We start from the raw sequence: 25,141 nt of genomic DNA, 5'->3' as shown, positions 1-25,141 counted from the left end.
CGCCCCGCCGTGCGGCATCAGATCAGCGCGAATTCGTCGAACTTGATCGGATCGCGCGCCGGGTAGCGGGTGTCGAACGCGAAGCTGCTGACGGTGCCCGTGCCGGTGTCGAGGATGCTGTAGGCGGTGATGTCGTTGCTCGACACGAACGGCACCGAGGTGTTGCCCCCGGCCAGCTCGACCATCGGCTGGCGCAGCGACGGGAAGATCGCCGGCCGGTCATGCGGGTCGCCTTCGCGCGGGTAGTCGTCCTGGTTCCAGGTGAAGGACGTCCCGGCCGGCAGCCCCGGCGCGGGCACCGCCGTGCGGCGCGGCGCGAGATTGTCGACGTAGGCGCCGTAGCTGTTCCCGACGTTCGACGTTTCGAGATAGTTGAGCGTGCCCACCTTCGACCGGCACCACAGGTGCGAATGGCCGACATGCACCAGCTGCACCCCCGCCCCGACCAGCAGCGGTTCGATGTCGCTGCGCCACAGATCCTGCGACAGCGGATAATCGTATTTCACGAAGCGCATCCGCCCGGCGTCGATGATCGGCTGGATCTGCGTGTTCCAGGTCGTCGCGTCGATCGGGAAGGGGATCGGCCCCAGCGTGCGCACCGCGCCGCCCGCGTCGGCATATTCGAAGCTGGCCTGCGTCTGCGCCATCACCGGGATGGCATTGTCGCCCAGTCCGAACACCGACTGGTGGACCATCACCACCTTGTATTTCGCGGTGCGGAACGCCTCGCTGGCCAATATGCCCTGAAGCCAGCTGTACTGGCGCGATCCCTTGGCGAACGGATGGAACTGGAAATCGCCGAAGCCCCATTCGGCGGGCCTGTTCATCGACGCGGTCGCCTCCGACAGCTTGCCGCGGCCGGTCGCGCCCCAGCTGCGCCAGATGCGGTTGCCGTCCATCGCGATCAGGAACAGGTCGCCGATGCGCTGCGCGTAATAGCGGCCGCCCTCCGGCCCCTGCGGCAGGGTGAAGACTTCGCTGTAGGACACGATCTCGAACGAATTGTCCTGGATCCAGCGTTCGCGCACGGCGTCGCTGCCCGACGGGTTCACGGTCGTCTTGACCTTCTCATAGGCGATTTCGGCATACCAGCGCGGCTGCGGATCGTTGAACATGGTGTTGAGCGTGTTGGCCGCGTTCCACCGCCCCGAATATTCGTGGTTGCCCAGGATCGGATAGATCCAGCCGTTCTGGAGCAGCGCGCCGCCGGTGTAGGTCGACGTCGGCTGCCATTTGCGCATCGTCCCCTGCAATGCGCCGAAGAACGGCGGCAGGTTGATGACGCTGTTGTCGAACCATTCCGACGCACGATTGGGCACGTTGACCAGATCGCCGGCGAAGAAGATGCCGTCGATCGGCCCCTGCGTTTCGAACACGCGCTCGTAATTGGCGGAGGCCATCTTCTTGAGCTGAAGGTCGGAGGTCAGCAGGATGCGCGTCTTCTGCCCGGCGGCGGGCAGCGGCTGGAGCGTCGCCTCGCCGCTGCGCATCGTCTTCACGCCATCGTTGCTGACCGCGACATAGGGGACGCGCTCGCCCGGTTTCAGCCCGGCGACCAGCGCCTCGTGCTTCCAGATGTCGCGCTGCGTGAGGCCGGTGTAGCTGCGGCCGGCGACGGTCGAGGTGGCATCCTCGTACATCCGCGACAGCGGCGTGGAGGTGGCGGCGACCTGCGCGCCGAAATTCGCGCCGTATCGCACGGCATGGTCGCGGCCCTGGAACTCGGTGAACCACACGACGCGCACCGAATCGGCGGTCGGCAGTTGCAGCATCGGTTCGCTGAGCACCAACGGCTCGTTGACGAACATCGCGGTCGGCAGCGGTGCGGCGGTGGGTGTCGGGGAGGGCGCGGGCGCCAGTGCGGGAATGTCACCGTCGCCGTCGCACGCGGCGACCATACCGCTGCCCGCCGTCGCCATCGCCAGCAGGCTGGCGCGGCGCGTGAATTCCCGTCTGTTCATGTCCCGTCCCCTGGTTACCTACCAGAATGGTGGAACAACGACTCTACATTGGAATGAAGTTTCGGTGACGGCGCCATGTCGCCGCTATGTCGAAGCGTTGCTGTCCCATGCGGCGATCAGCGCCTCGCCCGTTTCGGGGCGCAGCGTGAAGATGCCGCTGTCGGCGTGGCGCGTGGGATGGACGCGATTGGTCAGCAGCGTCCAGGCCAGGCCGCGGTCGTGATCGACCCACAGGCCGGTGCCGGTGAAGCCGGTATGGCCGATCGTGCCGGGGGAGCAGGCCTGACCGCCCGACCATCCGGGATGGCGGATTTCCCAGCCGTGGGTGCGTTGCCCCTCGACCGGCGTGCGGATCGCGTCCAGCATCGCGGGCGACGCGCCGCTGCCGTCGAGCAGCCCGCGCGCGAAGTCGAGGACGCCGTCGACCGTGCCGAACAGCCCGGCATGGCCGGTGCGCCCGCCCATCGCGAAGCAATTCTCGTCATGCACCTCGCCCTGAAGGACGCGGCCGCGCCATGGGCAATGTTCGGTGGCGACCGCCGGGCCGGGGGGCGGTCCCCAGCTCAGGCCGGCGCCCAGCGGCAGCGCGTCGAGGCCCGCGCCGGTCAGCCGCTCCACCGCGATGCCCAGCAGGATGAAGTTGATGTCCGAATAGACCGGCGGCCCGTGGCGCCATTCGCGCTGGAGGACGAAGGCGCGCAGCCGCGCCGGATCGTCGCCATAGGTGTAGATCGGCTCCACCGCGGGCAGGAAGGTGCGATGCACCAGGCAGTCGCGGAAAGTCAGGCGCCGTTCGGGGGCGCCGGCGACGTCATATTGGCGCAGGTCGGGGATGGCATCGGTGAGCGGGCGATCGAGATCGAGCCGCCCTTCGTCGGCGAGCTGCAGGACGAAGGTGGTGGTGGCGATCACCTTGCTGACCGAGGCTAGATCGAACCAATGCGCCGTCGTCAGCGGCTCCGGCGACGGCACGCGCCGCGCCAGCCCGGTGCAGCGCACCGCGCGGCGCCCGTCGGTGGTGACGAGACCCAGGATCGCGCCCGGGATGCGCGCGGCATCGACATAGGCGCGCGCTGGCGCGAAGGCGGCGTCGGCGACGGTGTCGAGGTCGGTCATGCGTGATCCTCCGGCCGGGCGGCGACGCGCGCCAGCAACGGCAGCAGCGGGATGGCGGCAAGGCTGACGATTCCGGACAGCAGGAAGAAGCCGTCATAGCCGATCGCCCCCACCATCGTCCCCCCGGCGCCCGCCAGCAGGCGGGGCAGCAGGAAGGCGAAGCCGGTCAGGAACGCATATTGCGCGCCCGGATAGCGCGGGTTCACCAGCAGCGAGAGATAGACGACGAACACCGCACCGGCGAAACCGTTGCCGAACTGGTCCGCGGCGGTCGACACGTACAGCAGGGCTTCGTCCACCCGCTGATGCGCGAGCCAGACGAAGCCGAAATTGCCCGCCGCCGCGACCACCGCGCCCAACGCCAGCAGCCACGTCATCCGCCAGCGCGTCGCCAGCCAGCCGCCCAGCCCGACGCCCGCCATGCTGGCGACCAGCGCGACGAGGCTGTCGGCCCGGCCGATCTGCGTCAGCGAATAGCCCAGCCCCTTGATCATCGGCTTTGACAGGTTGAGCGCCAGCACGTCGCCCATCCGGTACAGCGATACGAACGCCATCAGCAGCAGCGCCCCCGCGCCGTAGCGCCAGAAGAAATCGACATAGGGGCCGAGCACCGTCGAGGTACGCAGCCGCGACGTGGGGGCTGCGTTGCGGATCCACGGCAGCGCCGCGCCCATCGCCAGGAACGGCACCATGCACAACACCAGCACATACGGGGTCACGTTGCTGCCCGCGCCGATCCCCAGCCCCGCGGCGGCCGACAGCGCGGCCCAGCCGACCGCGGCGGTCACCAGCGCGGCGGCGCCGAGAATGACGAGGCTGGCGACCAGCCCGGTCGCCAGCCCCACCCAGCGCCCGCCGCCGCCTTCGCCGTCCGGGCGCATCGCGACCAGCAGCGGAAAGGGCAGGAACGCCGCCACCGCAATCACCAGATAGGCCGCCACCCAGCCCGCGCCGTCGGCGACGATCAGCGCGCCCGATCCCGCCGCAACCATCGCGGTGCGATAGCCCCACAGGTTCGCCGCGACGATCGGCCCCTGTTCGTCCTGCGTGGGGTAGAGTTCGATACGCCAGGCGTCGGCGGCGACCTCCAGCGTCGTGGTCCAGAACGCCAGCAGCACCGCGAACAGCGCGGTGATGGCCAGGCTGGCGTCGCCGGCGGTCAGCGCCATCGCGATCATCGCCGAGAAGATGCCGAGCTGCGCCAGCATGATCCAGCCGCGCCGCTTTCCCCAGAAGCGCCCGAAGCCGGGAATCGAATAGCGATCGAGCAGCGGCGCCCAGACGAACTTGAGCGTCGGCAGCAATTGCACCCAGGCGAAGAAGCCGATCACCGCCAGCGCGACGCCATGCGCCTGCAACCGCAGCGTCAGCACGGTCGAGAACATGTAGAAGGGCAGTCCCGCCGCGAAGCCGAGCAGCGCGTACAGCGCCATGCCGCGCGGATCGCGGGGGCGGGGCGTGTCGGCAGGTACGGGTGCGGCGGGGTCGGTCATCGCGGCACGGTCCGCGCTTCGCCCGACCGCGTCAATCCCGCCCCCAACCCGCGGTTATGGCCAAGTGCCGCCTATTCATGGCACAGCGCCCGCGCGGCACGGCAAGGGACGAATATGACGACGACGCGCTATTTCCTGGGGATCGATGCGGGCGGCAGCCACTGCCGCGCGCGCATCGCCGACGCGACCGGCCGGCTGATCGGCAGCGGCGCGACCGGTCCGGCCAATGCCCGCGTGGGGATGGAGCAGCTGCGCGCGACGTTGGACGCGGCGATCGCGCAGGCGGCCGCAGAGGCGGGGCTGACCGCGGACGATCTGCGCGACACCAGCGCGGGGATGGGGATCGCGGGCATTTCCCGCCCCGGCGTGCGCGAGGCGCTGGCGGCGCTCGACTGGCCGTTCGCGTCGGTCGCCTATGTCACCGATGCGGTGATCGCGAACCTGGGCGCGCATCGCGGCGCGGACGGCGCGATCCTGATCCTGGGGACGGGCAGCATCGCGCAATTGCGCATCAACGGCACCGACGTGGCGATCGGCGGATACGGCTTCCCGATCTCCGACGAGGGGAGCGGGGCGGCGCTGGGGCTGTCGGCGGTACGCCATGCGCTGCGCGCGCTGGATGGGCGCAGCCAGCGCACCCCGCTGAGCCTGGCGGTGTCGGACCGCTTCGGCCATGCCATTCCGCAGGCGATCGCGTGGATGGATCGCGCGACCCCGCGCGACTATGCCGCGCTGGCGCCGCTGGTGATGGACCATGCCGAGGCGGGCGATGCGATCGCGCGCTCGATCGTCGAGGATGCCGCAGCGCACGTCGAACGCTTCATCGAGACGGTGTTCGAACGCGGCGCGCCGTCGTGCGTGCTGATGGGCGGGCTGGCGCCGCGGCTTCGCCCGTGGTTGCGCGCACGCACCGTCGCGCAGCTGGGCGAGGCGCAGGGCGACGCGCTGGACGGCGCGCTGTTGCTGGCGGGGCTACCGGGGGACGCCCGAGCAGGGTGACGGCATCCGCGTTGCGCGCGGCCCGCGCGATTCTCACACGGCGCGGCCGGGCCCCTCGCCGCGTACCGCCGCCAGCAGGCGTTCGGCATTGTACGGCTTCGTCAGCAGCAGCGCGCCTGGCAGTCGCGGGGCGACCCCGCCGGTGTCGCCGCTGGCCACCACCACGCGGATGCCGGGACGGATCACCTCCGCGCGCTGCGCCAGCTCGATCCCCGACGTGCCCGGCAGATGGATGTCGGTGACCAGCACCGCGACGGGGACGGTCTGCAGGGTGGCCATCGCCTCTTCCGCGCTGGCGGCCTCGATCACGATATGCCCGCCTTCCTGCAACGCCTCCGCGGTCGCGGTTCGGATCAGCGGGTCGTCCTCCACCAGCAGCACGGTCATGCCGGTGGCGGCGGGCAGCGGGGGCGGGGCGATCGCCGCGCGACCGACCGACTGGCTGCGCTGGCGCTGATTGGCAAGGACGTGGCGGAATTTCCGGGCCAGCGCCTCGCGCGTGTACGGCTTGGACAGAAGCTCGACGCCCGCATCCAGCCGCCCGCCATGGACGATCGAGTTTTCGGTGTAGCCCGACGTGAACAGCACCGCCAGGTCGGGCAGCCGCTGCCGCGCCTTGCGCGCCAGTTCCGGGCTTTTGAGCGTGCCGGGCATCACGACGTCGGTGAACAGCATGTCGATCGGGATGCCGCTTTCGATGACGTTGAGCGCGCTTTGCGCGTCTACCGCCTTCAGCACGCGATAGCCCAGGTCGGTGAGCATCTCGACGACGGTGGCGCGCACCTCGTCGTCATCCTCCACCACCAATACGGTTTCGGTGCCGCCGGTGATCGGGCCGGTATCGACCGCGACCTCGACGTCCTCGCTTTCCATCGCGCGCGGCAGATAGAGGCGGATCGTGGTGCCGTGGCCGATCTCCGAATAGATCTTCACATGGCCGCCGGACTGTTTGACGAAGCCATAGACCATCGACAGGCCCAGCCCCGAACCCTTGCCCTCCGCCTTGGTGGAGAAGAACGGTTCGAACGCCTTTTCCAGCACGTCCGGTGCCATGCCGCTGCCGGTGTCGGTGACTGCCAGCATGACATATTGCCCGGGTGTCACCTCGTCATGGGTGCGCGCATATTCGTCGTCGAGATGGGCGTTGGCCAGTTCGATCGTCAGCCGCCCCTGGCCCTCCATCGCGTCGCGCGCGTTGATCGCCAGGTTCAGCAGCGCATTCTCGATCTGACCGGGGTCGATGAAGGTGTTCCACAGGCCGCCGCCGAAGACGGTCTCGATCTCCACCCCTTCGCCGATCGCGCGGCGCAGGATGTCCTCCATCCCCTGGACGAAGCGGGTGACGTTGACGACCTTCGGCTCCAGCGCCTGGCGCCGGCCGAACGCCAGCAGCTGCGCCGCCAGCCGCGATCCGCGCGCCACGCCCGCCAGCGCGTTGGCGACGCGCGCCTCCGCCCGCGGATTGCCCGCGATATCCCTGGCCAGCAATTGCAGATTGCCCGACACGACCTGCAGCAGATTGTTGAAATCGTGCGCGACGCCGCCGGTCAGCTTGCCGACCGTCTCCATCTTCTGCGCCTGCGCCAGCTTCGCCTCGGCATCGCGGCGGGTGGCGATTTCCGCGATGACGCGCGCCTCGAGATTTTCGTTGAGCTGGCGCAGCTGTTCCTCGGCGCGCTCGCGATGCAGGATCTGGCGTTCGAGCTGCTCGGCATGTTCGCGCAATGCCGCCTCTGCCGCACGACGGTGGGTGATGTCGGTGTGGACGCCCACCCATTCGACGATCTCCCCCGCATCGTCCAGCAGCGGCACCGCACGGATCGCGAAGGTGCGCCACTGGTCGCCGGAGCGGACGCGGTGTTCGAACACGAACGTCGATTTGGCGGCGACGGCGCGCTCCCACGCCGCGATCGTCGGCGGGCCGTCGTCCGGGTGGACCGCATCGGCCCAGCCATAGCCCCGATATTCCGCCTCGCTCTGCCCGGTCAGCGCCGCCCAGCCGGGTTGCTCGCCGATCATCCGGCCGGCGGCGTCGTTGGTCCACAAGACGCCGTGCATCGCGTCCATCGCCGCGCGGAAACGGGCGTTGGCGGCGGCCAGCGCCTGTTCTCGCTGGGCGCGTTCCTCGACGTCGAACACCAGCACGTGGAAGCCCGAGACGCTGCCGTCCGCCTCGCGCCGCGGCAGGTAGCGCACGTCGGCGCGGCGCCAGCCGCCGTCGCCATGCTGGATCGTCGCGTCGGACGCGATCGTTTCGCCCGCCAGTGCGCGGTCCATCATGGACTGCCGCGCGGCATAGTTCGCTTCCCCGATCACCTCGCGCGCATGGCGACCGACGACCTGCGCCGGGGTAAGCCCGAACCACTCGCGGTAATATTCGTTCGCGAAGCGATAGATGTGATCGCGATCGATGAACGCGACCAGCACCGGCAGCACATCGGTGACGGCGCGCAATTCCGCCTCGCTCGCCGCGAGCCGGCGTTCCAGCTGCAGCCGGTCGGTATTGTCCAGCAGGGTGCACAGCACCCCGCCGACGGTGCCGCCCTCCTCGTACACCGGGGTGTAGAACAGGTCGAGATAGACCTGTTCGGGCACGCCCGAACGCAGCAGCGTCATCGGCTGGTCGCGGAACGACTGGACCTCGCCGCGCAAGCCGCGTTCCAGGATGACGCGGTTCCAGTCCCAGATTTCCGGCCAGATGCCCGGCACCGTGCCGCCCAGCGCGCGGGGGTGGTTGGCGCCCGCGATCACCGCATAGGCATCGTTATAGATCATGATGTGGTCTGTCCCCCACATCAGCACCTTGGGCACCGGCGAGTTGAGGACGTTCGACACTGTGGTGCGCAGCGTGGGCGACCAGCCGTCGATCGGCCCCAGTGCGGTGCCCGACCAGTCGAAAGCGCGCAACAATGTTCCCGCTTCGCCGCCGCCGACGGGCCAGACCGCACCCACGGCACTACGCGAATGTAACGTGCTCATGACCGGTGTGTGATACCGCTGTCGGTTGCCGTCAACAATTGACGCAAGCTAAGCGACTAACGTCGAACGGTTGTTTCTTGCCGGTCGGCCGATGGCCCGCCGAGCCAGGCATTCCGGAAGCGCCTTTGCCCGGCGGTCAGCGGGACGCCCGCTGCCTCCGCGCGGACCACCTCCAGCGCCGGATCGGGCCGGACGCGCAGCGTCGCCTGCCGCTCGCGCCCGTCGCGGGGGACGAAGCGCACCGCGACGTCGCTGTCCGGCGCCAGCCGCGCGAGCGCCGCGTCCCAATCGGCAACGGTGGCGAGCGGCGTCGTGCCCAGCGCGACGATCCGGTCGCCCTTGTCGGCGCCGGCGACATAGAGCGGCGAACCGGGCGGCGGCGCGGCGGCGAGCACGACCTCGCCCGCGGGCGTCGCGTTCGCCGCGCGCGTGCCGATCCAGCCGCGCGCGGGGTGGGCGGGGCGTAGCAGCAGCCCGGCCTGCGCCAGCAGCGGCGCCATGTCGGGCAGTGCATGACCCTCCACCGTTTGGGCAAAGAAGCGGTGGGCGAAGGCGGCATCGCCGGTCAGCTGCGCCAGCGCGCTGCGCAGGTCGGCGGTGACATAGGGTTTTTCGGTGCGGCCATGGGTGCGCCACAAGAGCCGCATGTAGTCGTCGAGCGTCAGTTTCGGGAATTGCCGCCGCAGCGACAGGTCGAGCGCGAGTGCCACCACCGCGCCATAGGGGTAATAGGACAGGAAGACGTTGGGGCTGACCGGATCGATCGAGGTCGCGGCATCGGCAAAGGGCGCGCGCAGGCTCATCTCCATCGGCCCCGCCAGCTGCCGCGCGGGCGCGTTGACGACATAGTCGAGCGTCTGCGACATATCCGCCAGCCATGCATCGGTGGTCGACAGGCCCGCACGGCGGATCAGCAGCGGGCCGTAATATTGCGTGAACCCCTCCGCGAACCACAGTGACGGGGTGGGATTGGCGCGGGTGAAGTCGAACGGCTCCAGCTCCGCCGGGCGCAGCCGCTCGACGTTCCAGGCATGGACGAATTCGTGCGCCACCGTGCCCAGCTGCGCGGTGTTGCTGCCGTCCAGCGGCGCGGTGCCGGTGACGATCGTGGAGTTGCGATGCTCCATCCCGTCACCGCTCGCCTGCGGCATGTAATCGGCGATGAACGTATAGCTGCCATGGTCGAAGCGCGGCCATTCGCCGAACAGCGCGCGATGCTGCGGGATCAGCGCCTTCACCTGCTCCGCGAAGCGATCCACGTCGGCCGGGGTGCCGGGATGATGCACCGCCAGCCGGATCGTGTAGCGATCGGCGCCGTCGCCGACCTGCCATTCGCGCACGTCGTGACGCGACAGCTCGGTCGGGCTGTCCATCAGATATTGCAGGTTGGCGGCGCGATAGCGGCCGGGGGTGTTCGTTGTCGCCAGCTGGGTCGCGACGGTCCAGTCCGGCGCGGCCGGCGTGAAGGTCAGGTCGATCGGGTGATCGTCATAGCCGGTCGCCCACAGGATCGTCGCGGGCATGTTGAGATGCGCGTGGGTGGTGTCGATCTGCGCATAGGTGCCGTCACCGCGATCGCCGTACAGCGAATAGGTGATGCGCACCGTGCCATCGTGGCCCGCCACGCTCCAGCCATAGGGATCGGTGCGGGTGAGTGGCAGCGCGCGGCCCGCGCCATCGGTCGCGGAGACGGCGTAGACGTTTTTGGCGAATTCGTGCAGCGCATAGCGTCCCGGCGAGGAGCGCGACATCTGCACGCGCAGCGGCCCGGCCGGCACGCCGCGCCAGGTGGCGACGATGCGCGCCTGATGATGCGCGGCATCGGGGAAGGAGATGTCGTAGCGGACCGGCGCGTCATCGGCGGTGGAGGCAATGGTGTCGGGCGTCTGCGCCGCGATGGGTATCGGCGTCGCGAAGGCCAGCAGCAGCAGCGCGGCCGGTCGTGTCAGGATGCGCATCGTCCTATCCCCTGAAATCCCGTCGTCCCTGCTATCCCGCGCGTGCGCCGGCCGTCACGTGAATTTCGCGCGAGGCGCCCGGCCATTGCCGTGCCGGGCCGATCCGGGGCAGAAGGCATGCATGACGAAGTGGCGTATTGGGCTGGCGCTGATGCTGGCGGTCGTTCCTGCGATGCCGGCGGCGGCGGGGGTGGGGGAGACGGCGCCGTCGCTGCTGGAGGTCGACCGGCGGCTGGCGGCGATCGCGTGGCGACTGACCACCGCCAATGCCGCGCTGTGCCGCGATACGCAGCCGGTGACCGGCGCGACGCTGCACGCGATCGACCAATATCCCGCCGATGTCGCCGCCGGCGGCAGCTATCCCGCCCCGGTGATGGTCGAGCTGGTACTGCCCGATACCCCCGCGGCGCGCGCCGGGCTTGAGGAAAATGACGGCCTGCTGGCGGTCGCCGGGACCGCGGTGCCCGCGCCGGCGGCGACCGGGACGGTGACCAGCGCGACCCGCAATGCGGCGCAGGCGCTGATCGCGGCGCGTCCGGTCGGTGCGCCGCTGCCGCTCACGATCCGCCGCGGGGTGGGCACGGCGGCGCGAACGATCACCGTCACCCCGGTGGCCGGATGCCGGGTCGAGTTCGAGGTGCTGGCCGGCAACAAGCTGGGCGCCTCGTCCGACGGACAGGTGGTGCAGGTGGGCGGGCGCCTGTTCGAGCTGTTCGACGACGATCAGATCGCGGTCGTCGTGGCGCACGAACTGGGCCATGCGGTGCTGCGCCATCGCGCGCGGCTGGAGGCGGCGGGCGTGCGCTGGGGCATGCTGTCCGAATTCGGGCGCAACGGCCGGCTGTTCCGGGAGACGGAGACCGAGGCGGACCTGATGGGCGCGTATCTGATGCGCAATGCCGGCTGGGATCCGCACATCGCCGTCACCTTCTGGCGCGAACAGGGCGGGAAGATCGACGGCGGGCTGTTCCGCGCCCGCACGCACCCCTCGTCCGCCGCGCGGGCCGCCGCGATCGAGCGCGAACTGGCGACGATGCCCGCCGATGCGCCGACCCCGTATCTTCCCCCGCTGCTGGAGCGTCGCGATGCCCCGTTGCAATGATCCGATAACGGTCCGGTCGCTGGCGTCGGCCGCGTTGCTGGCGCTGGTGGTCGCCTGTTCGTCGGGGAATGGCGGCAATTCGGCGCAGGCGCCGATCCAGGGCGAGGCGCACGACCCGTCGGAGCCGGCGCCGCCGACCGCCGCGGACGCGCGTTCGCTGCTCGACCGCCGCTTCGCCGCGCAGCCCGCGTGCGGCGCGTTCTTCGCGATGCCGTGGGATGTGTCGACCGACAGCGCCCGTGATCGCCGCCGCGCCACCGCGCTGGTGCAGGCCGGGCTGTTGCGCCCCGCCGGAGAAAGCCGGCTGCCGGGCGCAGGCGGCGGTCAGGCCGCGCTCCGCTTCGTCCCGACCGCGGCGGGGGCGGCGACGTTCCGTGCGCCGGCGGCGGACGAGGGCGGAGTGCCGGGCCTGATCTGCTACGGAAAGGTCGAGGTGACCGACGCGTCGGTCACCGATGCCGATCCGATGATGGGCACGGGTACGATCCGCTATCGCTACCGGTTGACCGACGTGCCCGAATGGACGCGCCATCCGGCGGTCGCCGCGATCTGGCCGTGGCTGCCCCAGCAGTTGGCGAAAGAGGGCGAGGCGACCGAGCGGCTGGCGCTACGCGATGGCGGCTGGCAGCTGGAAAGCACCCCGCGACCGGCGGCGTTCGACCTGCGCGACCTCTCGCGCTGAAGGCAGCTAGATCGGTCGGAAACCGCTCTAACCGGCGTAGCGCATGAAAAAATCCCGGTGGACGATCGTCCACCGGGGTCATGGGCCTTATGCGGCTTCCTTCGCGCGGCTGGCGCGCTTGCGCTCATGCGGGTCGAGGTGGCGCTTGCGCAGGCGGATCGACTTCGGGGTCACTTCGACCATCTCGTCGTCGTCGATGTACGCGATCGCCTGTTCCAGCGTCATCTTCTTCGGCGGGGTCAGGCGGATCGCATCGTCCTTGCCGCCCGACGCGCGGAAGTTGGTCAGCTGCTTCGCCTTCATCGGATTGACCTCCAGGTCATCCGTCTTGGCGTTCTCGCCGATGATCATGCCCTCGTACAGCGCCTCGCCATGGCCGACGAACAGAATGCCGCGATCTTCGAGCGGGCCGAGCGCATAGCCCTGTGCCTCGCCCGCGCCGTTCGAGATCAGGACGCCGTTCTTGCGCCCCTCGATATTGCCCTTGTGCGGGCCGTACTTCTCGAACAGCCGGTTCATGATGCCGGTGCCGCGCGTGTCCGACAGGAACTCGCCGTGATAGCCGATCATGCCGCGGCTGGGCGCGGAGAAGGTGATGCGGGTCTTGCCGCCGGTCGACGGGCGCATGTCCGTCATCTCGGCCTTCCGCAGGTTCATCTTCTCGACGACCGTGCCCGAATGCTCCTCGTCCACGTCGATGATGACGGTTTCGTATGGCTCGGTCTTCTTGCCGTTCTCATCCTCGCCGAACAGCACGCGCGGGCGGCTGATGCCCAGCTCGAACCCTTCGCGGCGCATCGTTTCGATCAGCACGCCCAGCTGCAATTCGCCGCGCCCGGCGACCTCGAAGCTGTCGCGGTCGGCGGCCTCGGTCACCTTGATCGCGACGTTGGTTTCCGCCTCGCGCATCAGGCGGTCGCGGATCATGCGGCTGGTCACCTTGGTGCCCTCACGCCCCGCCATCGGCGAATCGTTGACCGCGAAGCGCATCGACAGCGTCGGCGGGTCGATCGGCTGCGCCTGGATCGGCGTCGAGACCGAGGTGTCGGCGATCGTATTCGCCACGGTCGCGACGGTCAGGCCGGCGAGCGAGATGATGTCGCCCGCGCGCGCTTCCTCGACCGGCACGCGCTCCAGCCCGCGGAAGCTCATCAGCTTCGACGCGCGGCCGGTCTCGATCACATTGCCCTGGTTGTCGAGCGCATGGATCGGCTGGTTCAGCTTCACCACGCCCGACTGGACGCGGCCGGTGAGGATGCGGCCCAGGAAGTTGTCGCGGTCGAGCAGCGTCACGAGGAAGCTGAACGGCGCGTCCTGATCGAGCGACGGCGGCGGCACGTGATCGACGATCTTCTGGAACAGCGGGGTCAGCGTGCCTTCGCGACGGTCCATGTCCTCCGACGCATAGCCATTGCGGCCCGAGGCGTAGAGGACCGGGAAGTCGAGCTGTTCGTCATTCGCCTCCAGCGCGACGAACAGGTCGAACACCTCGTCCAGCACTTCCTGGATGCGCGCGTCGGAGCGGTCGACCTTGTTGACGACGACGATCGGGCGCAGGCCCAGCGCCAGCGCCTTGCCGGTCACGAACTTGGTCTGCGGCATCGCGCCCTCGGCCGCGTCGACCAGCAGGATGACGCCGTCGACCATCGACAGGATCCGCTCCACCTCGCCGCCGAAGTCGGCGTGGCCGGGGGTGTCGACGATGTTGATGCGCACGCCTTCCCACTCGATCGAGGTGGGCTTGGCCAGGATGGTGATCCCGCGCTCCTTTTCCAGGTCGTTCGAATCCATCGCCCGCTCCTCGACCCGCTGGTTGTCGCGGAAGGTGCCGGACTGGCGGAAGAGCTGGTCAACGAGGGTCGTCTTGCCATGATCGACGTGCGCGATGATGGCGATGTTGCGCAGGTTCATACGGGTTCCTGAGGGTGGCCCGCGAGCGCCGCAGGCTGTTATCGCCGGCGCCCTTAGCCGAAAGTTGACGCGAGCGCCAGTGGGGCAGAGTCGTCGCCCTCACCCTTCCGCCACTTCGCGCCCCCTCCCTCTCCCAACGGGAGAGGGAGGGCGGGTGGCCGCTGCCGTCAGTAGCGCGCCGACAGTTCGACGCCGTAGAAGCGCGGCTCGCCCGGAATGTAGGTGGGCCCGCCGAACCCGCCGCCGGTGTTGCCGGCGTCGAGCAGGTAGCGCTTGTTGAGCGCGTTGCGCGCGAACGCGCCGATCGTGTAGCGGCCCTCGGCCAGCTCCACCCCGGCGCGCGCGTTCACCAGCGTATAGCCGCCCTGGCTGATCGCCTCGCTGTTGGGCAGTTCGAAGAACACCTTGCTCTGATAGGTAGCCGAGGGCGTGGCGTAGAAGGTCATGCCCTCACCCAGCGGCAGGCGCAGCGTCGCGCCGCCCGAGGCGGTGTATTGCGGCTGCAACCGGAAGCGCGCGCCCGAGAAGGCGGGGGCGAGGCTGTTGTTGCGGTCGATCTTCCCGTCGAGATAGGCGAAGGCGCCGAAGAGCGACAGCGCCGAGACCGGCCGCCACGTCGCCTCCAGCTCGACGCCGGGGTTCTTGGCCGACCCGGCGCTCTGCGTGCGGGCGATGCCGTCGCTGCCGATCACCGACACCTGGAACCCGCGATAGCTCTGGTAGAAGGCGGACAGTGTGCCGGTCAGCGTGCGGCTGGCGATCTTCACCCCGGCCTCGAAATTCCAGACGTTTTCCTCGGGTACCAGCTGCACGCGCGGGATGACGACGCCGCCCGCGCTCTGCGCGTCGACCTGCACCACCGGCGAACGGCGACCCTTCGATACGGTGCCGTACAGGTTGAGCGTGTCGGAGACCCGCAGCAGCGCGTTGAAGCGCGGCAGGATCGCCGAATAGCTCTGCGAGGCGGTGAATCGGCGCCCGGCGGTATTGGCGGTGCCCAGCAGGCTGCTGAAGATGCCCAGCCCAGCCAGGATGCGCGAATTGGGCTGGACGTTCTCATAGCCCGAGCGGCGCTTTTCGATCAGCACGCGCGCGCCCGCGGTCAACTCCAGCGCCGGCGTGGGCAACCAAGTGGCGTCGGCGAACACCGAATAGGCGTCGTTGCGGCCATAATTGGCGAAGGTGGAGGCATAGGGGATCTGCGTCGCCGCCCCGCGCGTCAGCAGCGCGGTGGCGCGGGTCGCGGGGATGGTGCCGTTGGCAGCGACGCAGGCGGTGCCGGTCGGCAGCCCGGCGGCGTTGAGCGCGGCGCGGATCGGCGCGAAGGTCGGCGACACCGAGCAGGCCAGGTACGTGCCTTCCTCGGTCGAGAAGGGCACGCGCTGGAAACCGTCCTCGAAGAAGCCGTTCCAGCCGAACGAGGCGCGATAGCGATCGCCTTCGAAGTTGAAGCGGCCTTCGTGGCTCCACTGGTCGCCCTGCGCGTCCTCGGCGAACTCCAGATACCAGGCCGGGCCGCCGTCGGCGTCGAACACCTCGTTGCTGTTGAACTTGCGATAGCCGTTCACGGTGGTGAACGTGACGCCGGGCGCCAGATCGACCGACACGGTCAGGTTGGCGTCATAGACGTCGCGCTTCAGCCCCAGCTTGCGCGCGCCCAGCACCTGCGCGCTGTACGGCGAGCCGGACAGTTCGGCCACGCCGAAGTCGCCGGTCTGCCCGCCGGTCGGTGCGAACACGCGGCTCTTGAACGGGGTGCCGGTGTTGCGCTGCCCGTCATAGGTAAGGACGAGGTCGGCGGTGACGGCGTTGGTCGGCGTATAGCGCAGCGACAGGCGCGCGCCGGCCTGCTTCTGCCCGTACAGGTCGTCCTGGTCGACGCGGCCCTGGTTCTGGTTGGGGACGTTGGGGTCGCCCGCGATGTTGCGGACATAGCCGTCGCGATATTTCACCCCGAAGCCCAGCCGCGCCGCGAACACATCGCTGCCGGCGTTGACGAAGCCGGTCACCTGCGTGCGGTTGTAATTGCCGTACGTCGCGGTGATCGCATCGGAAAAGCCGGCGCGCGGCTTGGCCGAGATGATCGAGACCGCACCCACCGCCGCGGCGGTGCCGAACAGCGTCGCCTGCGGCCCCTTCACCACCTCGACCCGTTCGAGATCGTACAGGTCCTGATAGGCGCCGCGCGAGCGCGAGATGTCGACGCCGTTGTAGTAGAGCGTGACGCGCGCGCCCTGCTGCGCCGAGCCGCTGTCGGAGGTGATGCCGCGGATCACGACGCCGGGGTTGTTCGCGCTCTGCTCCTGGATGCGCAGGCCCGGCACGTACATCGCCACTTCGGCCAGCGAATTGACGCCAATGTCCGCCATCCGCTGCGCGGTGACCGCCGACACGGTCAGCGGCACGTCCTCGATCCGCTGTTCGGTCTTCTGTGCGGTGATGATGATGTCGTCGCCGTTGGCCGTGCCGGGCTGGCCGGGCGACTGCGACGCCCCTTGCGCGAAGGCGGGCACGGAAACGGTCAGCAGCAACGTGGCCACGCTGCCGGAGAGAAGGCGCGACATGGAATGATCCCCCGATGATTATCGTGTGTTGAGAGTGCCGCTAGCGGCACTCCGTGACACATCCGTGTCTCCGGCGCGCTCTCGACACCGCCATCGCGGCGTCTTACATCGCTAATACGGTTGAAACGGGGGCGCGGTCGGTGGACAATGCGCCTGCACGCGAAGCGAAGGAAGAAGGTTCATGGCGACGACGCCCGACACGGCACTTGCAACGGCCGAGCCCGCGCTGGTCCTGACCCCGCCGGACCCGATCCCAACGGTACAGGCCGAACGCGCCGCCGGGCTGGTGCCCGTCGATCAGGGGACCCGCAGCGAGCTGGAGAGGCGCGTCGACGAATTCGTCGGGCAATTGGTGGCGGAGGACGTCAACAGCCCGGAATTCGGCAAGCGCGTCGATGCGATCACGGCGATGGGGCAGAAGGAGATTCGCGACGCGGCGGGTCAGTCCAACCGCTTCCTCGACCGCCCGGTCAAGGCGATGGACCAGGACAGCGGGGTGGGCAAGGACCTAGCCGAACTGCGCCGCGTGGTCGAGGACCTGGACCCCGGCAAGAAGGGCAATCTGACCGCGCCGCAGAAGCTGTTCGGAATCATCCCGTTCGGCAACAAGATGCGCAATTACTTCGACAGCTACAAATCGTCGCAGACGCACATCAGCTCGATCCTGAAGAGCCTTGGGTCGGGCAAGGACGAGCTGCTGATGGACAATGCCGCGATCGATACCGAGCGCGCCAACCTGTGGACCGCGATGGGGCGGCTGGAACAGATGATCCATCTGTCGCGCACGATGGACGCGCGGCTGGAGGACAAGGCCAACGAGCTGGACGCGACCGATCCGGCCAAGGCCAAGGCGATCCGCGAGACCGCGCTGTTCTACGCCCGCCAGCGCACGCAGGACCTGCTGACGCAGATGGCGGTGACGGTGCAGGGCTATCTGGCGCTGGACCTGGTCAAGAAGAACAACGTCGAGCTGATCAAGGGCGTCGACCGCGCCAGCACCACGACGGTCGCCGCGCTGCGCACCGCCGTCACCGTGGCGCAGGCGCTGACCAACCAGAAACTGGTGCTGGAACAGATCACCCAGCTGAACACCACCACCGCCAACATCATCGATTCGACCGGCAAGCTGCTGCGCCAGAACACCGCGCAGATCCACGAACAGGCGGCCGCCAGCACGATCCCGCTGGAAACGCTGCAACGCGCGTTCCAGAACATCTATGACACGATGGACGCGATCGACACGTTCAAGCTGAAGGCGCTGGACAGCATGAAGACCACCGTCACCACGCTGGGCAACGAGGTGGAGAAGTCCAAGGGCTATATCGCGCGGGCCGAGGGCGCGGCGCAGAACCGCGTCGCCGGGCCGGCCGACCAGTTCAAGCTGGAGGCGCTGTGACGCTGCCGCCGAGCGGAGAGACCGACCAGGCGGTGGCGGCGGCGCGCAGCGCGTCGGACCGGGTGGCGGGACGCGACGTGACGGGCGGGCTGATCCCGTTGCAGCGCCGTCCGCGGCGCGGGCGCGGTGGGCTGGCGCAGCGTGCGGCGTTCATCGCGGTGGCCAACCTCATCATCCTGATCGCGGCGGGCGTGGTGGGTGGCGTGGTGATGCCGCTGGGGATGTTCGGCGCGCTGGCGGTGATGATGCTGATGGCGGCGGTGACGCTGGCGATCGCCTTCGCCCCCGCCACCCCGGTGCCCACGCCCGAGCGGATTGCGCGATCCGAACTGAAGGCGTTGCCGATGCAGACCGCGCGCTGGCTGGAGGCGCAGCGCCCGTCGCTGCCCGCGCCGGCGGTGACATTGCTCGATCGGCTGGACCAGCGGCTCGACACGCTGGGCGTCCAGCTGGCGGCGCTGGACGAAGACAGTCCGGCGGCGGCCGACGTGCGGCGGCTGGTGGGCGAGCAGCTGCCCGATTTCGTCCGCGACTATCAGCGCGTGCCCGTGCCGCTGCGCGGCACCCCGCGCAACGGACGCACCCCGGACCAGCAGCTGATCGACGGCCTGACGGTGATCGAGCGCGAGATCGGCGAGATGAGCGCGCAACTGGCGCAGGGCGACCTGGACACGCTGGAAACGCGCAGCCGGTTCCTGGAGATCAAATACCAGGGTGAATGAGGTGGTGCGCGCGGTTCAGGCGGCGTCGGCGAACAGCCATTCCATCGCGGCCGCCCGATCGGTGAAGAGGCCGTAGTCGGGCGCCACGCGGCGAGTCTGCATCCGCAGCAGCGGCGCGGCGCCGATCACCGCGATCCGGCGCGACGCGATCCCGCGATCCGCCGCCAGCCGCTCGAAGCCGGCGGCGACCTCCTTCACCTGGACGATGAAGCCGGTGAGGTCGAACAGCGTCCGCTGCCGCCCGATCGCGGGAAGATCGAGCAGCCGGCGACGCAGGTCGGTTTCGAAGCGCCGGATCGTGTCCGTGCTCCACAGCCCGGACAGCGCGATCTCGACGAATTCTCGCGCCGGGTTCACGTCGATGCGGAAAAAGGCGTCCGGCGTCACCAATCCTCTCCTATGCGGGGCCGCTAACGTGCCGATTATGTTGTCTAATATCACCGACGTCCGGTCGCGCGCCATCCCTGCGGCAGGGACATGCCGGCGTGAATCATTCCGGTGCGGCTGGCCGATCGCTGAGCAGCCATTCCAGCGCGGGACCGCGTTCGGCGAACACGCCATAGTGCGGCAGGACGCGCCGCGCCTGCATCCGCAGTAACGGCGCCTCGACCACGATCGCGGCGCAGCGCGTGGCAAATTCGGGTTCGGCCGCCATTCCCGCCAGCAGCGCCGTCACCTCCTGCACCTGGACGATGAAGCCGGTGATATCGAGCAGCGTCAGATGCTGCCCGACCGCGCAGCCGTGCGCACGCAGCGTGCCGATTACCTGCGCGATGTCGGTGCGATAGCGCGAGACCGTCTCCACGGTCCACAGCCCGCGGACCGCGATATCGACCAGATGGCGCGACGGATCGACGTTGATGGAATATGCGTCGATCGACACGCCTGACCTCTCCCTTGAACGGCCGTTGCGGTGGCACGCCGTCAGCCGGCGACATATCCCCACAAAAGATAACCATTCAATATGACGATCACCGTTGCGATCCCCCACGCCAGAACTGACAGCCAGCGCGGTGCGGCAAGACCGCCCATCAGGCGGCGGTCGGCAGTATAGGCGACCAGCGGGATCACCGCGAACGGCAGTTGCAGGCTGAGGATCACCTGGCTGAGCACCAGCAGGTCGGTCGCGCCGCGATCGCCCGAACCGGCCACGACGACCACTGCGGGAATGATCGCCAGCCCGCGCGTCACCAGCCGCCGCAGCCACACCGGCAGGCGGATGTCGAGGAACCCCTCCATCACGATCTGTCCGGCCAGCGTGCCGGTGACGGTGGAATTCTGCCCGCTGGCGAGCAGCGCGATCGCGAACACCACGCTGGCGCCGCCGACCCCCAGCATCGGCGCGAGCAGCGCGTGCGCATCCTCGATCTCGGCCACTTCGAACCGGCCGGCACTGTGGAAGGCGGCGGCGGCAAGGATCAGGATCGCGGCGTTGATGAAGAACGCCAGCCCCAGTGCGACCGTCGAATCGATCGTCGCCATCGACAGCGCCTCGCGCCGGTCGGCTTCGCCCTCACCATAAGCGCGGGTCTGCACGATCGAGGAATGGAGATAGAGATTATGCGGCATCACCGTCGCGCCCAGGATGCCGATCGCCAGATAGAGCATCGCCGGATTGGTGACGATCTCCGCCCGCGGCACCAGCCCGCCCGCCGCCGCGATCCAGTCGGGCCGCGCCCAGAACAGTTCGAGCGCGAAACAGCCCGCGATGACGATCAGCAGGCTGGCGATGAACGCTTCCAGCCGGCGGAAGCCGTAGCGTTGCAGCGCCAGGATCAGGAACACGTCCAGCCCGGTGACCACCACGCCCCAGACGAGCGGGAGCCCGAACAGCAGCTTGAGCGCGATCGCGGTGCCCAGCACCTCGGCCAGGTCGCACGCGATGATCGCGACCTCCGCCAGCGCCCACAGCAGCCAGCGCAGCGCGGGCGACGAGTGCCGGCGGCACGCCTGCGCCAGGTCCAGCCCCGCGCCGATCCCCAGCCGCGCCGACAGCGATTGCAGCACGATCGCCATCAGGTTCGACAGCAGCACGACGGAGAGCAGGGTGTAGCCGAACGCCGATCCGCCGGCGATGTCGGTCGCCCAGTTGCCCGGATCCATATAGCCGACCGCGACCAGCCAGCCGGGGCCGACGAACGCCATCAGCCGCCGCCAGAACCCCGCGCCGCGCGGGACGGGGACGGATGCGAAGCTGTCGTCGAGCGAGCGGGCGCGGGCGGTCATCGCCTGCCTGAATGCGGGAGAGCGCCCGTGGTTTCAACCGTGATGCCGACCGGGTGTTGCGCGACGCGCGCGATTGTCGCACGTCAGCGACATGAAGCCCCTGCTCCCGCTCGCCGCCGCCGCGCTTACCACGGCCATCGTCAACCCCGCCGTCGCCGCGACGCCGATCGCCGGCCGCTACCTGACCGAGGACGGGGCAGGGGTGATCGTGGTGGGGCCGTGCGGCAATACCGTGTGCGGTCGGCTTGCCACCATCCTGAAGAGCGAGCCGGGCGCGGCGAAGACCGACGTCAACAATGCCGATCCGGCGCTGCGCACGCGCCCGATCCTGGGGATGCCGATCCTGTCCGGTTTCACCGACGCCGGCAGCGACTGGCGCGGGCGCATCTACGACCCGCGCAACGGCAAGACGTACAAGTCGATCGTGACCCGCAACCCGGACGGGTCGCTGAAGGTGAAGGGCTGCATCGCCTTCTTCTGCCAGACGCAGACGTGGCGCCCGGCGAAGTGACGCAGCCCCGCCGCCCGGTCACGCGACCGGGCGGCGGGTTCTGGATCAGCGGAAACGGCCCGCGAACGAGACGCCGACGATGCGCGGTTCGTTGAACACCGCGGCATTGTAGTTCTCGATCACGCCCTTCAGGTTCTTCTCGTTGGTGATGTTGCGCGCGAAGGCGGCGAGTTCGTACTTCCCGTCGGCGGTGACGTAGCCAGCCTTCAGACCCAGCTCCAGATTGCCGTCAGCGTAGAATTCGCGCGTCTTGTACAGCACCAGATTGGTGTAGCCCTGTATGTTGACGTCGCTCGCCACGAACAGACTGCCGTTGTTCGTCAGCGGGATGTCATAGCGGACCGCGGCATTCGCCTGCCAGCGCGGGGCGTTGGGCAGGGGGTTGCCGTCGATCTGCGCATAGGTGCCGCCGCGCACGACGATCGTCGGATCGTTGACGGAGCAGGTCACCAGCCCACCGAACGCGCAGACCAGCGCATAGACGCGCTTGTCCTTGATCTCGGTATGGATCGCGCTGGCGCCCAGCGAGAAGGTGATGTTGCGGATCGGGCGCCATTCGGCCTCCGCCTCGACGCCATAGGCATTGGCGTGATCGGCGTTGAACAGCACACCGTTGCCGTTGACGTCGTTGCCGTTCAGCTGGATGTCGTCGACCCGGTAGGTGAAGGCGGTGGCGTTGAAGCGCAGCGTCGACGTCGGCCGCGTCTTCACGCCGACCTCATAGGACATGATCGTTTCGCTGTCGGCGGTGGTGAAGGGGGTGTTGAACACCGCCGAGCGCCCCTGGATCGTCGGCCCGCGGAAGCCGTGCGCGACGCGGGCGTAGATGCTGGCGGTCGGATCGATCTCGTACAGCGCCGACACGTCCCAGCTCGGCTCCTTGCCCGACAGGCGCACCGTCTTGGGCGCGCTGGGGTTGGCGGCGGCGAACTGGTCGACCGTGCCCGCCGCGTTGAACACCGGCTTCACCAGCTCGGTCCGCTTGCGATCCTCGGTATAGCGCGCGCCGGCGGTCAGCGTCAGGCGATCGGCGATGCGGTAGCTGGCCTGGCCGAACACCGCCCAGCTGGTGTTGACGTCGTGCAGCCGCGCCCAGTTGTTCGGGTTGCGCGCGGGGTTGCCCGGCGACAGGAAATAGCTGCGCTGGTAGAATTCGGTGATGTCGCGGCTGTCGAAATAGAAGCCGCCGACCTGCCACTTGAACGCGCTGTCGCCGTTGCTGGCGAGGCGCACTTCCTGCGTCCACTGGTCCAGATCGGCGATCCGCCCCATGCTCTGGCCGAAGCCGACGCCGCCGAAGTTCACCGCCGCGCCGCCGTCGGTATCGCCGCGGCTGTAGCCGGCCGTGTGCTCATAGGCGGTGATCGAGGTCAGCGTCGCTGGCCCCAGATCGAGCGCGGCGTTCACCGACGCGCCCTGCGTGCGATACGCCTGCGGGTTGTTGTCCGCCTCGTCCAGCGCGATGCGGTCGCGCGGTTCGGCCTCGACATTGTTCGACCCGCGCAGCAGCGCGCCGCGGTGGAAGATCGTCGAGGTGCCGCGATAGTCGCGCACGTGCCCGGACAGGTTCACCGACAGCGCCTCGGTGGGGGTGAACAGCAGCTGGAGGCGTGCGTCACGCTCGTCGAAGCCGCCCATCACGTCCTTGCCGCCGCGCGTGCCGTCGGCGCCCGTCCCGGCGAAGGTGTTGTCGACCCAATTGTCGCGGTGCTGGAGCAGCGCGGAGGCGCGGAACGCGATCTTGTCCCGCACCAGCGGCCCGCCGACGCCCATGTCGAGCGTCACGGTATTGTACGTGCCGTAGCTGGCGGCGATGCGGCTGTCGAACGTCTGGCCGGGGCGGATCGTGTCGAACTTGATGATGCCCGCGGTGGTGTTGCGCCCGAACAGCGACCCCTGCGGCCCGCGCAGCACCTCGATATTGGCGAGGTCGTAGACCGGGTTCGACTTCAGCACGACGTGCTCCAGCACGACGTCGTCCTGGATGATCGACACCGGCTGCGACGCGCCGAGGTAGAAGTCGATATTGCCCAGGCCACGGATGTAATAGCGCGGGAAGATGCGGCCGGTGGTGGTTTCGGCGTACAGGCCCGGAACGCGGCCGGCGAGCGCCAGCGCATCCTCGCCGCCCGCCTGGAAGGCGCGCAGGTCGTCGCCGCTGACGACCGCGACCGACACGGGCACGCGCTGGATATTCTCCGATCGGCGCTCGGCGGTGACGACGATCTCGCCCAGGCCGTTCTGGTCGGTGGTGTCGGTGGCGGTCGCCGTGGTGGCCGTGGCAGTGGTCTGCGCCGTCACCGGGGCGGCGACGAGCGCCGCGAACGCGGCGGCGCCGGCGAGCAGGGTCGAGCGGGTCGAGATACGCATGTGTTCCTCACTGAAAAGGTGGCCCGGGCTTGTCGTGTCGGGGAAAGCGCGCACGTCGACCGCCCTGCCGCGCTTATGGCGTGGCAGTCCCTTTCGGTCGTCCGGTGTGTTTCCCGCCCGTTATCCGGCGCGCTAGACCCCGATTGTGTCGGGATCATGAAATGTGACGATTTATGTCTGCGTCGTCAGCGACATGATCGTGTCCCATTGCGCGCGCGTCACCGGGCTGACCGACAGCCGCGACTGGCGCAGCATCGCCATGTCCACAAGCGCGGGCGCGGCCTTCATCGCGGCCAGCGTCACGGGGGCGGGCAGCGCGTCGAGCGGACGGATCGCGACCGATACCCAGTTGCCAGCATCGCCATCGGCGCGCGCGGCGCGCGTCACCTCCGCTACGCCGACCGCGGCCTTCTGCTCACCGCTGTGATAGAACAGCACGCGGTCGCCCGGCGCCATCGCGCGCAGATGCGCGGCGGCAGCGTGGTTGCGCACCCCGTCCCATTCGGTCGCGCCATCGCGGACCAGATCGTCCCAGCCGTAGCTGACCGGTTCGCTCTTCATCAGCCAATATGCCATCTCACGCTCCCTAAACGCCCCATGAACGCCATATTCCGGTTTGGTTCAGCGCGAATCGGCGACAAGGCGCAACAGGCTCGCCGATCTGCGCGTTCAGTCCAGCATCGCGAACCCTTTGAACCGGAGGAGTAGTCCGAGATGACGGGTATGTGGAAGAAGGCGACGCTCGGCGCGGCACTGGCGGCGACCGTGCTCGCGACTGCGGCGCCCGCGGAGGCGCAGCGTTACTGGCGCCATCGCGATCGCGGCGGCGATGCGGCGGCGGGGGCGATCATCGGCGGCGTGATCGGCCTGGGCCTTGGCGCGGCGATCGCGTCGAGCAACCGCGACCGCTATTACGACCGCGGTTATTATTACAACCGTGGCTATTACAACGATCCTTACTACGCTCCGCCGCCGCGCGTGGTGTACCGCGAGCGTTACTATGCGCCGCCGCCCCCGCCGCGGGTCTATGAGCGCGATTATTACTATAATGCGCCGCGTGGCTATTACGGATACGGCTGGTAAGCGGCAGGACGGCACGGGGGCGACGGTTCCCGTGCCGTTTTTTGTGGCGGTCGCCGCGCGATTGCGGC

Annotated in this window: 19 protein-coding genes; 7 read left to right on the top strand and 12 right to left on the bottom strand. The window is 68.9% G+C overall.

What is annotated here, in order from left to right; translation table 11 throughout:
- Window positions 1-17: 17 nt before the first annotated feature.
- The 3 genes from COA17_RS05815 to COA17_RS05805 all read right to left on the bottom strand — a co-directional run bounded on the left by COA17_RS05815 (window position 18) and on the right by COA17_RS05805 (window position 4,570).
- The gene (locus COA17_RS05815) at window positions 18-1,961 is read right to left on the bottom strand and encodes a metallophosphoesterase (protein WP_096610921.1); all 1,944 of its coding nucleotides are present in this window, start codon (window positions 1,959-1,961) and stop codon (window positions 18-20) included.
- A gap of 84 nt (window positions 1,962-2,045) precedes the next feature.
- On the bottom strand, window positions 2,046-3,077 hold the full coding sequence (locus tag COA17_RS05810; protein WP_066488837.1) for a serine hydrolase domain-containing protein: 1,032 nt from the start codon (window positions 3,075-3,077) through the stop codon (window positions 2,046-2,048).
- Entirely contained in the window at window positions 3,074-4,570 is a 1,497-nt protein-coding gene (locus COA17_RS05805; protein WP_245857469.1) for an MFS transporter, read from the bottom strand. The genes COA17_RS05810 and COA17_RS05805 overlap by 4 nt, the downstream gene beginning before the upstream one ends.
- 114 nt (window positions 4,571-4,684) lie before the next feature.
- On the opposite strand from COA17_RS05805, the gene COA17_RS05800 reads away from it, so the two are divergent.
- The gene (locus tag COA17_RS05800; RefSeq protein ID WP_096610919.1) at window positions 4,685-5,569 is read left to right on the top strand and encodes a glucosamine kinase nucleotide-binding domain-containing protein; all 885 of its coding nucleotides are present in this window, start codon (window positions 4,685-4,687) and stop codon (window positions 5,567-5,569) included.
- Window positions 5,570-5,602: 33 nt separating this feature from the next.
- On the opposite strand, the gene COA17_RS05795 is transcribed toward COA17_RS05800, so the two are convergent.
- Window positions 5,603-8,548, bottom strand: coding sequence for a hybrid sensor histidine kinase/response regulator (locus COA17_RS05795; RefSeq protein WP_096610917.1), 2,946 nt, complete (start codon window positions 8,546-8,548; stop codon window positions 5,603-5,605).
- 56 nt (window positions 8,549-8,604) lie between these two features.
- Window positions 8,605-10,506 carry a M61 family metallopeptidase gene (locus COA17_RS05790; RefSeq protein WP_096610915.1) on the bottom strand — a complete coding sequence of 634 codons (1,902 nt, stop codon included), beginning with the start codon at window positions 10,504-10,506 and terminating at the stop codon, window positions 8,605-8,607.
- Window positions 10,507-10,627: 121 nt separating this feature from the next.
- Between COA17_RS05790 and COA17_RS05785 the strand changes: the two genes are divergently transcribed.
- Both COA17_RS05785 and COA17_RS05780 read left to right on the top strand, forming a co-directional pair.
- Window positions 10,628-11,608, top strand: a complete 981-nt coding sequence (locus COA17_RS05785) for a M48 family metallopeptidase (RefSeq protein ID WP_096610914.1) — start codon at window positions 10,628-10,630, stop codon at window positions 11,606-11,608.
- On the top strand, window positions 11,592-12,290 hold the full coding sequence (locus COA17_RS05780) for a hypothetical protein (RefSeq protein WP_066488423.1): 699 nt from the start codon (window positions 11,592-11,594) through the stop codon (window positions 12,288-12,290). Before COA17_RS05785 ends, COA17_RS05780 begins: the two co-directional genes overlap by 17 nt.
- A gap of 87 nt (window positions 12,291-12,377) precedes the next feature.
- On the opposite strand, the gene typA is transcribed toward COA17_RS05780, so the two are convergent.
- Both typA and COA17_RS05770 read right to left on the bottom strand, forming a co-directional pair.
- The gene (gene typA / locus COA17_RS05775) at window positions 12,378-14,201 is read right to left on the bottom strand and encodes a translational GTPase TypA (RefSeq protein ID WP_066488424.1); all 1,824 of its coding nucleotides are present in this window, start codon (window positions 14,199-14,201) and stop codon (window positions 12,378-12,380) included.
- Between the two features lie 167 nt (window positions 14,202-14,368).
- Window positions 14,369-16,765, bottom strand: coding sequence for a TonB-dependent receptor (locus COA17_RS05770; protein ID WP_096610912.1), 2,397 nt, complete (start codon window positions 16,763-16,765; stop codon window positions 14,369-14,371).
- 181 nt (window positions 16,766-16,946) lie between these two features.
- Here COA17_RS05770 and COA17_RS05765 point away from each other — a divergent pair, with 181 nt between their 5' ends.
- The gene (locus COA17_RS05765) at window positions 16,947-18,161 is read left to right on the top strand and encodes a toxic anion resistance protein (protein ID WP_066488426.1); all 1,215 of its coding nucleotides are present in this window, start codon (window positions 16,947-16,949) and stop codon (window positions 18,159-18,161) included.
- Window positions 18,158-18,883, top strand: coding sequence for a hypothetical protein (locus tag COA17_RS05760; RefSeq protein WP_096610911.1), 726 nt, complete (start codon window positions 18,158-18,160; stop codon window positions 18,881-18,883). Before COA17_RS05765 ends, COA17_RS05760 begins: the two co-directional genes overlap by 4 nt.
- Window positions 18,884-18,898: 15 nt before the next feature.
- Here the strand turns inward: COA17_RS05760 and COA17_RS05755 are convergent, their stop codons facing one another.
- The 3 genes from COA17_RS05755 to COA17_RS05745 form a co-directional block, all read right to left on the bottom strand.
- Window positions 18,899-19,270, bottom strand: coding sequence for a hypothetical protein (locus COA17_RS05755; protein WP_141397030.1), 372 nt, complete (start codon window positions 19,268-19,270; stop codon window positions 18,899-18,901).
- Window positions 19,271-19,373: 103 nt separating this feature from the next.
- The gene (locus tag COA17_RS05750) at window positions 19,374-19,766 is read right to left on the bottom strand and encodes a hypothetical protein (protein ID WP_096610907.1); all 393 of its coding nucleotides are present in this window, start codon (window positions 19,764-19,766) and stop codon (window positions 19,374-19,376) included.
- Between the two features lie 41 nt (window positions 19,767-19,807).
- Entirely contained in the window at window positions 19,808-21,109 is a 1,302-nt protein-coding gene (locus COA17_RS05745; protein WP_096610905.1) for an Nramp family divalent metal transporter, read from the bottom strand.
- Window positions 21,110-21,200: 91 nt separating this feature from the next.
- Between COA17_RS05745 and COA17_RS05740 the strand changes: the two genes are divergently transcribed.
- Complete coding sequence (locus tag COA17_RS05740; protein WP_066491789.1) at window positions 21,201-21,620, top strand: DUF2147 domain-containing protein; 420 nt, start codon at window positions 21,201-21,203, stop codon at window positions 21,618-21,620.
- A gap of 45 nt (window positions 21,621-21,665) precedes the next feature.
- Here the strand turns inward: COA17_RS05740 and COA17_RS05735 are convergent, their stop codons facing one another.
- Both COA17_RS05735 and COA17_RS05730 read right to left on the bottom strand, forming a co-directional pair.
- Window positions 21,666-23,990 carry a TonB-dependent receptor gene (locus COA17_RS05735; RefSeq protein ID WP_096610903.1) on the bottom strand — a complete coding sequence of 775 codons (2,325 nt, stop codon included), beginning with the start codon at window positions 23,988-23,990 and terminating at the stop codon, window positions 21,666-21,668.
- Between the two features lie 171 nt (window positions 23,991-24,161).
- Window positions 24,162-24,566 (bottom strand): EVE domain-containing protein, encoded by a 405-nt coding sequence (locus COA17_RS05730; protein ID WP_096610901.1) that lies wholly within the window; start codon window positions 24,564-24,566, stop codon window positions 24,162-24,164.
- 138 nt (window positions 24,567-24,704) lie between these two features.
- Between COA17_RS05730 and COA17_RS05725 the strand changes: the two genes are divergently transcribed.
- On the top strand, window positions 24,705-25,073 hold the full coding sequence (locus COA17_RS05725; protein WP_070321597.1) for a hypothetical protein: 369 nt from the start codon (window positions 24,705-24,707) through the stop codon (window positions 25,071-25,073).
- Window positions 25,074-25,141: the final 68 nt, after the last annotated feature.

The organism is Sphingomonas ginsenosidimutans, assembly GCF_002374835.1.
Lineage (GTDB): Bacteria > Pseudomonadota > Alphaproteobacteria > Sphingomonadales > Sphingomonadaceae > Sphingomonas > Sphingomonas ginsenosidimutans.
This window is presented reverse-complemented; position numbering and strand designations above follow the sequence as displayed.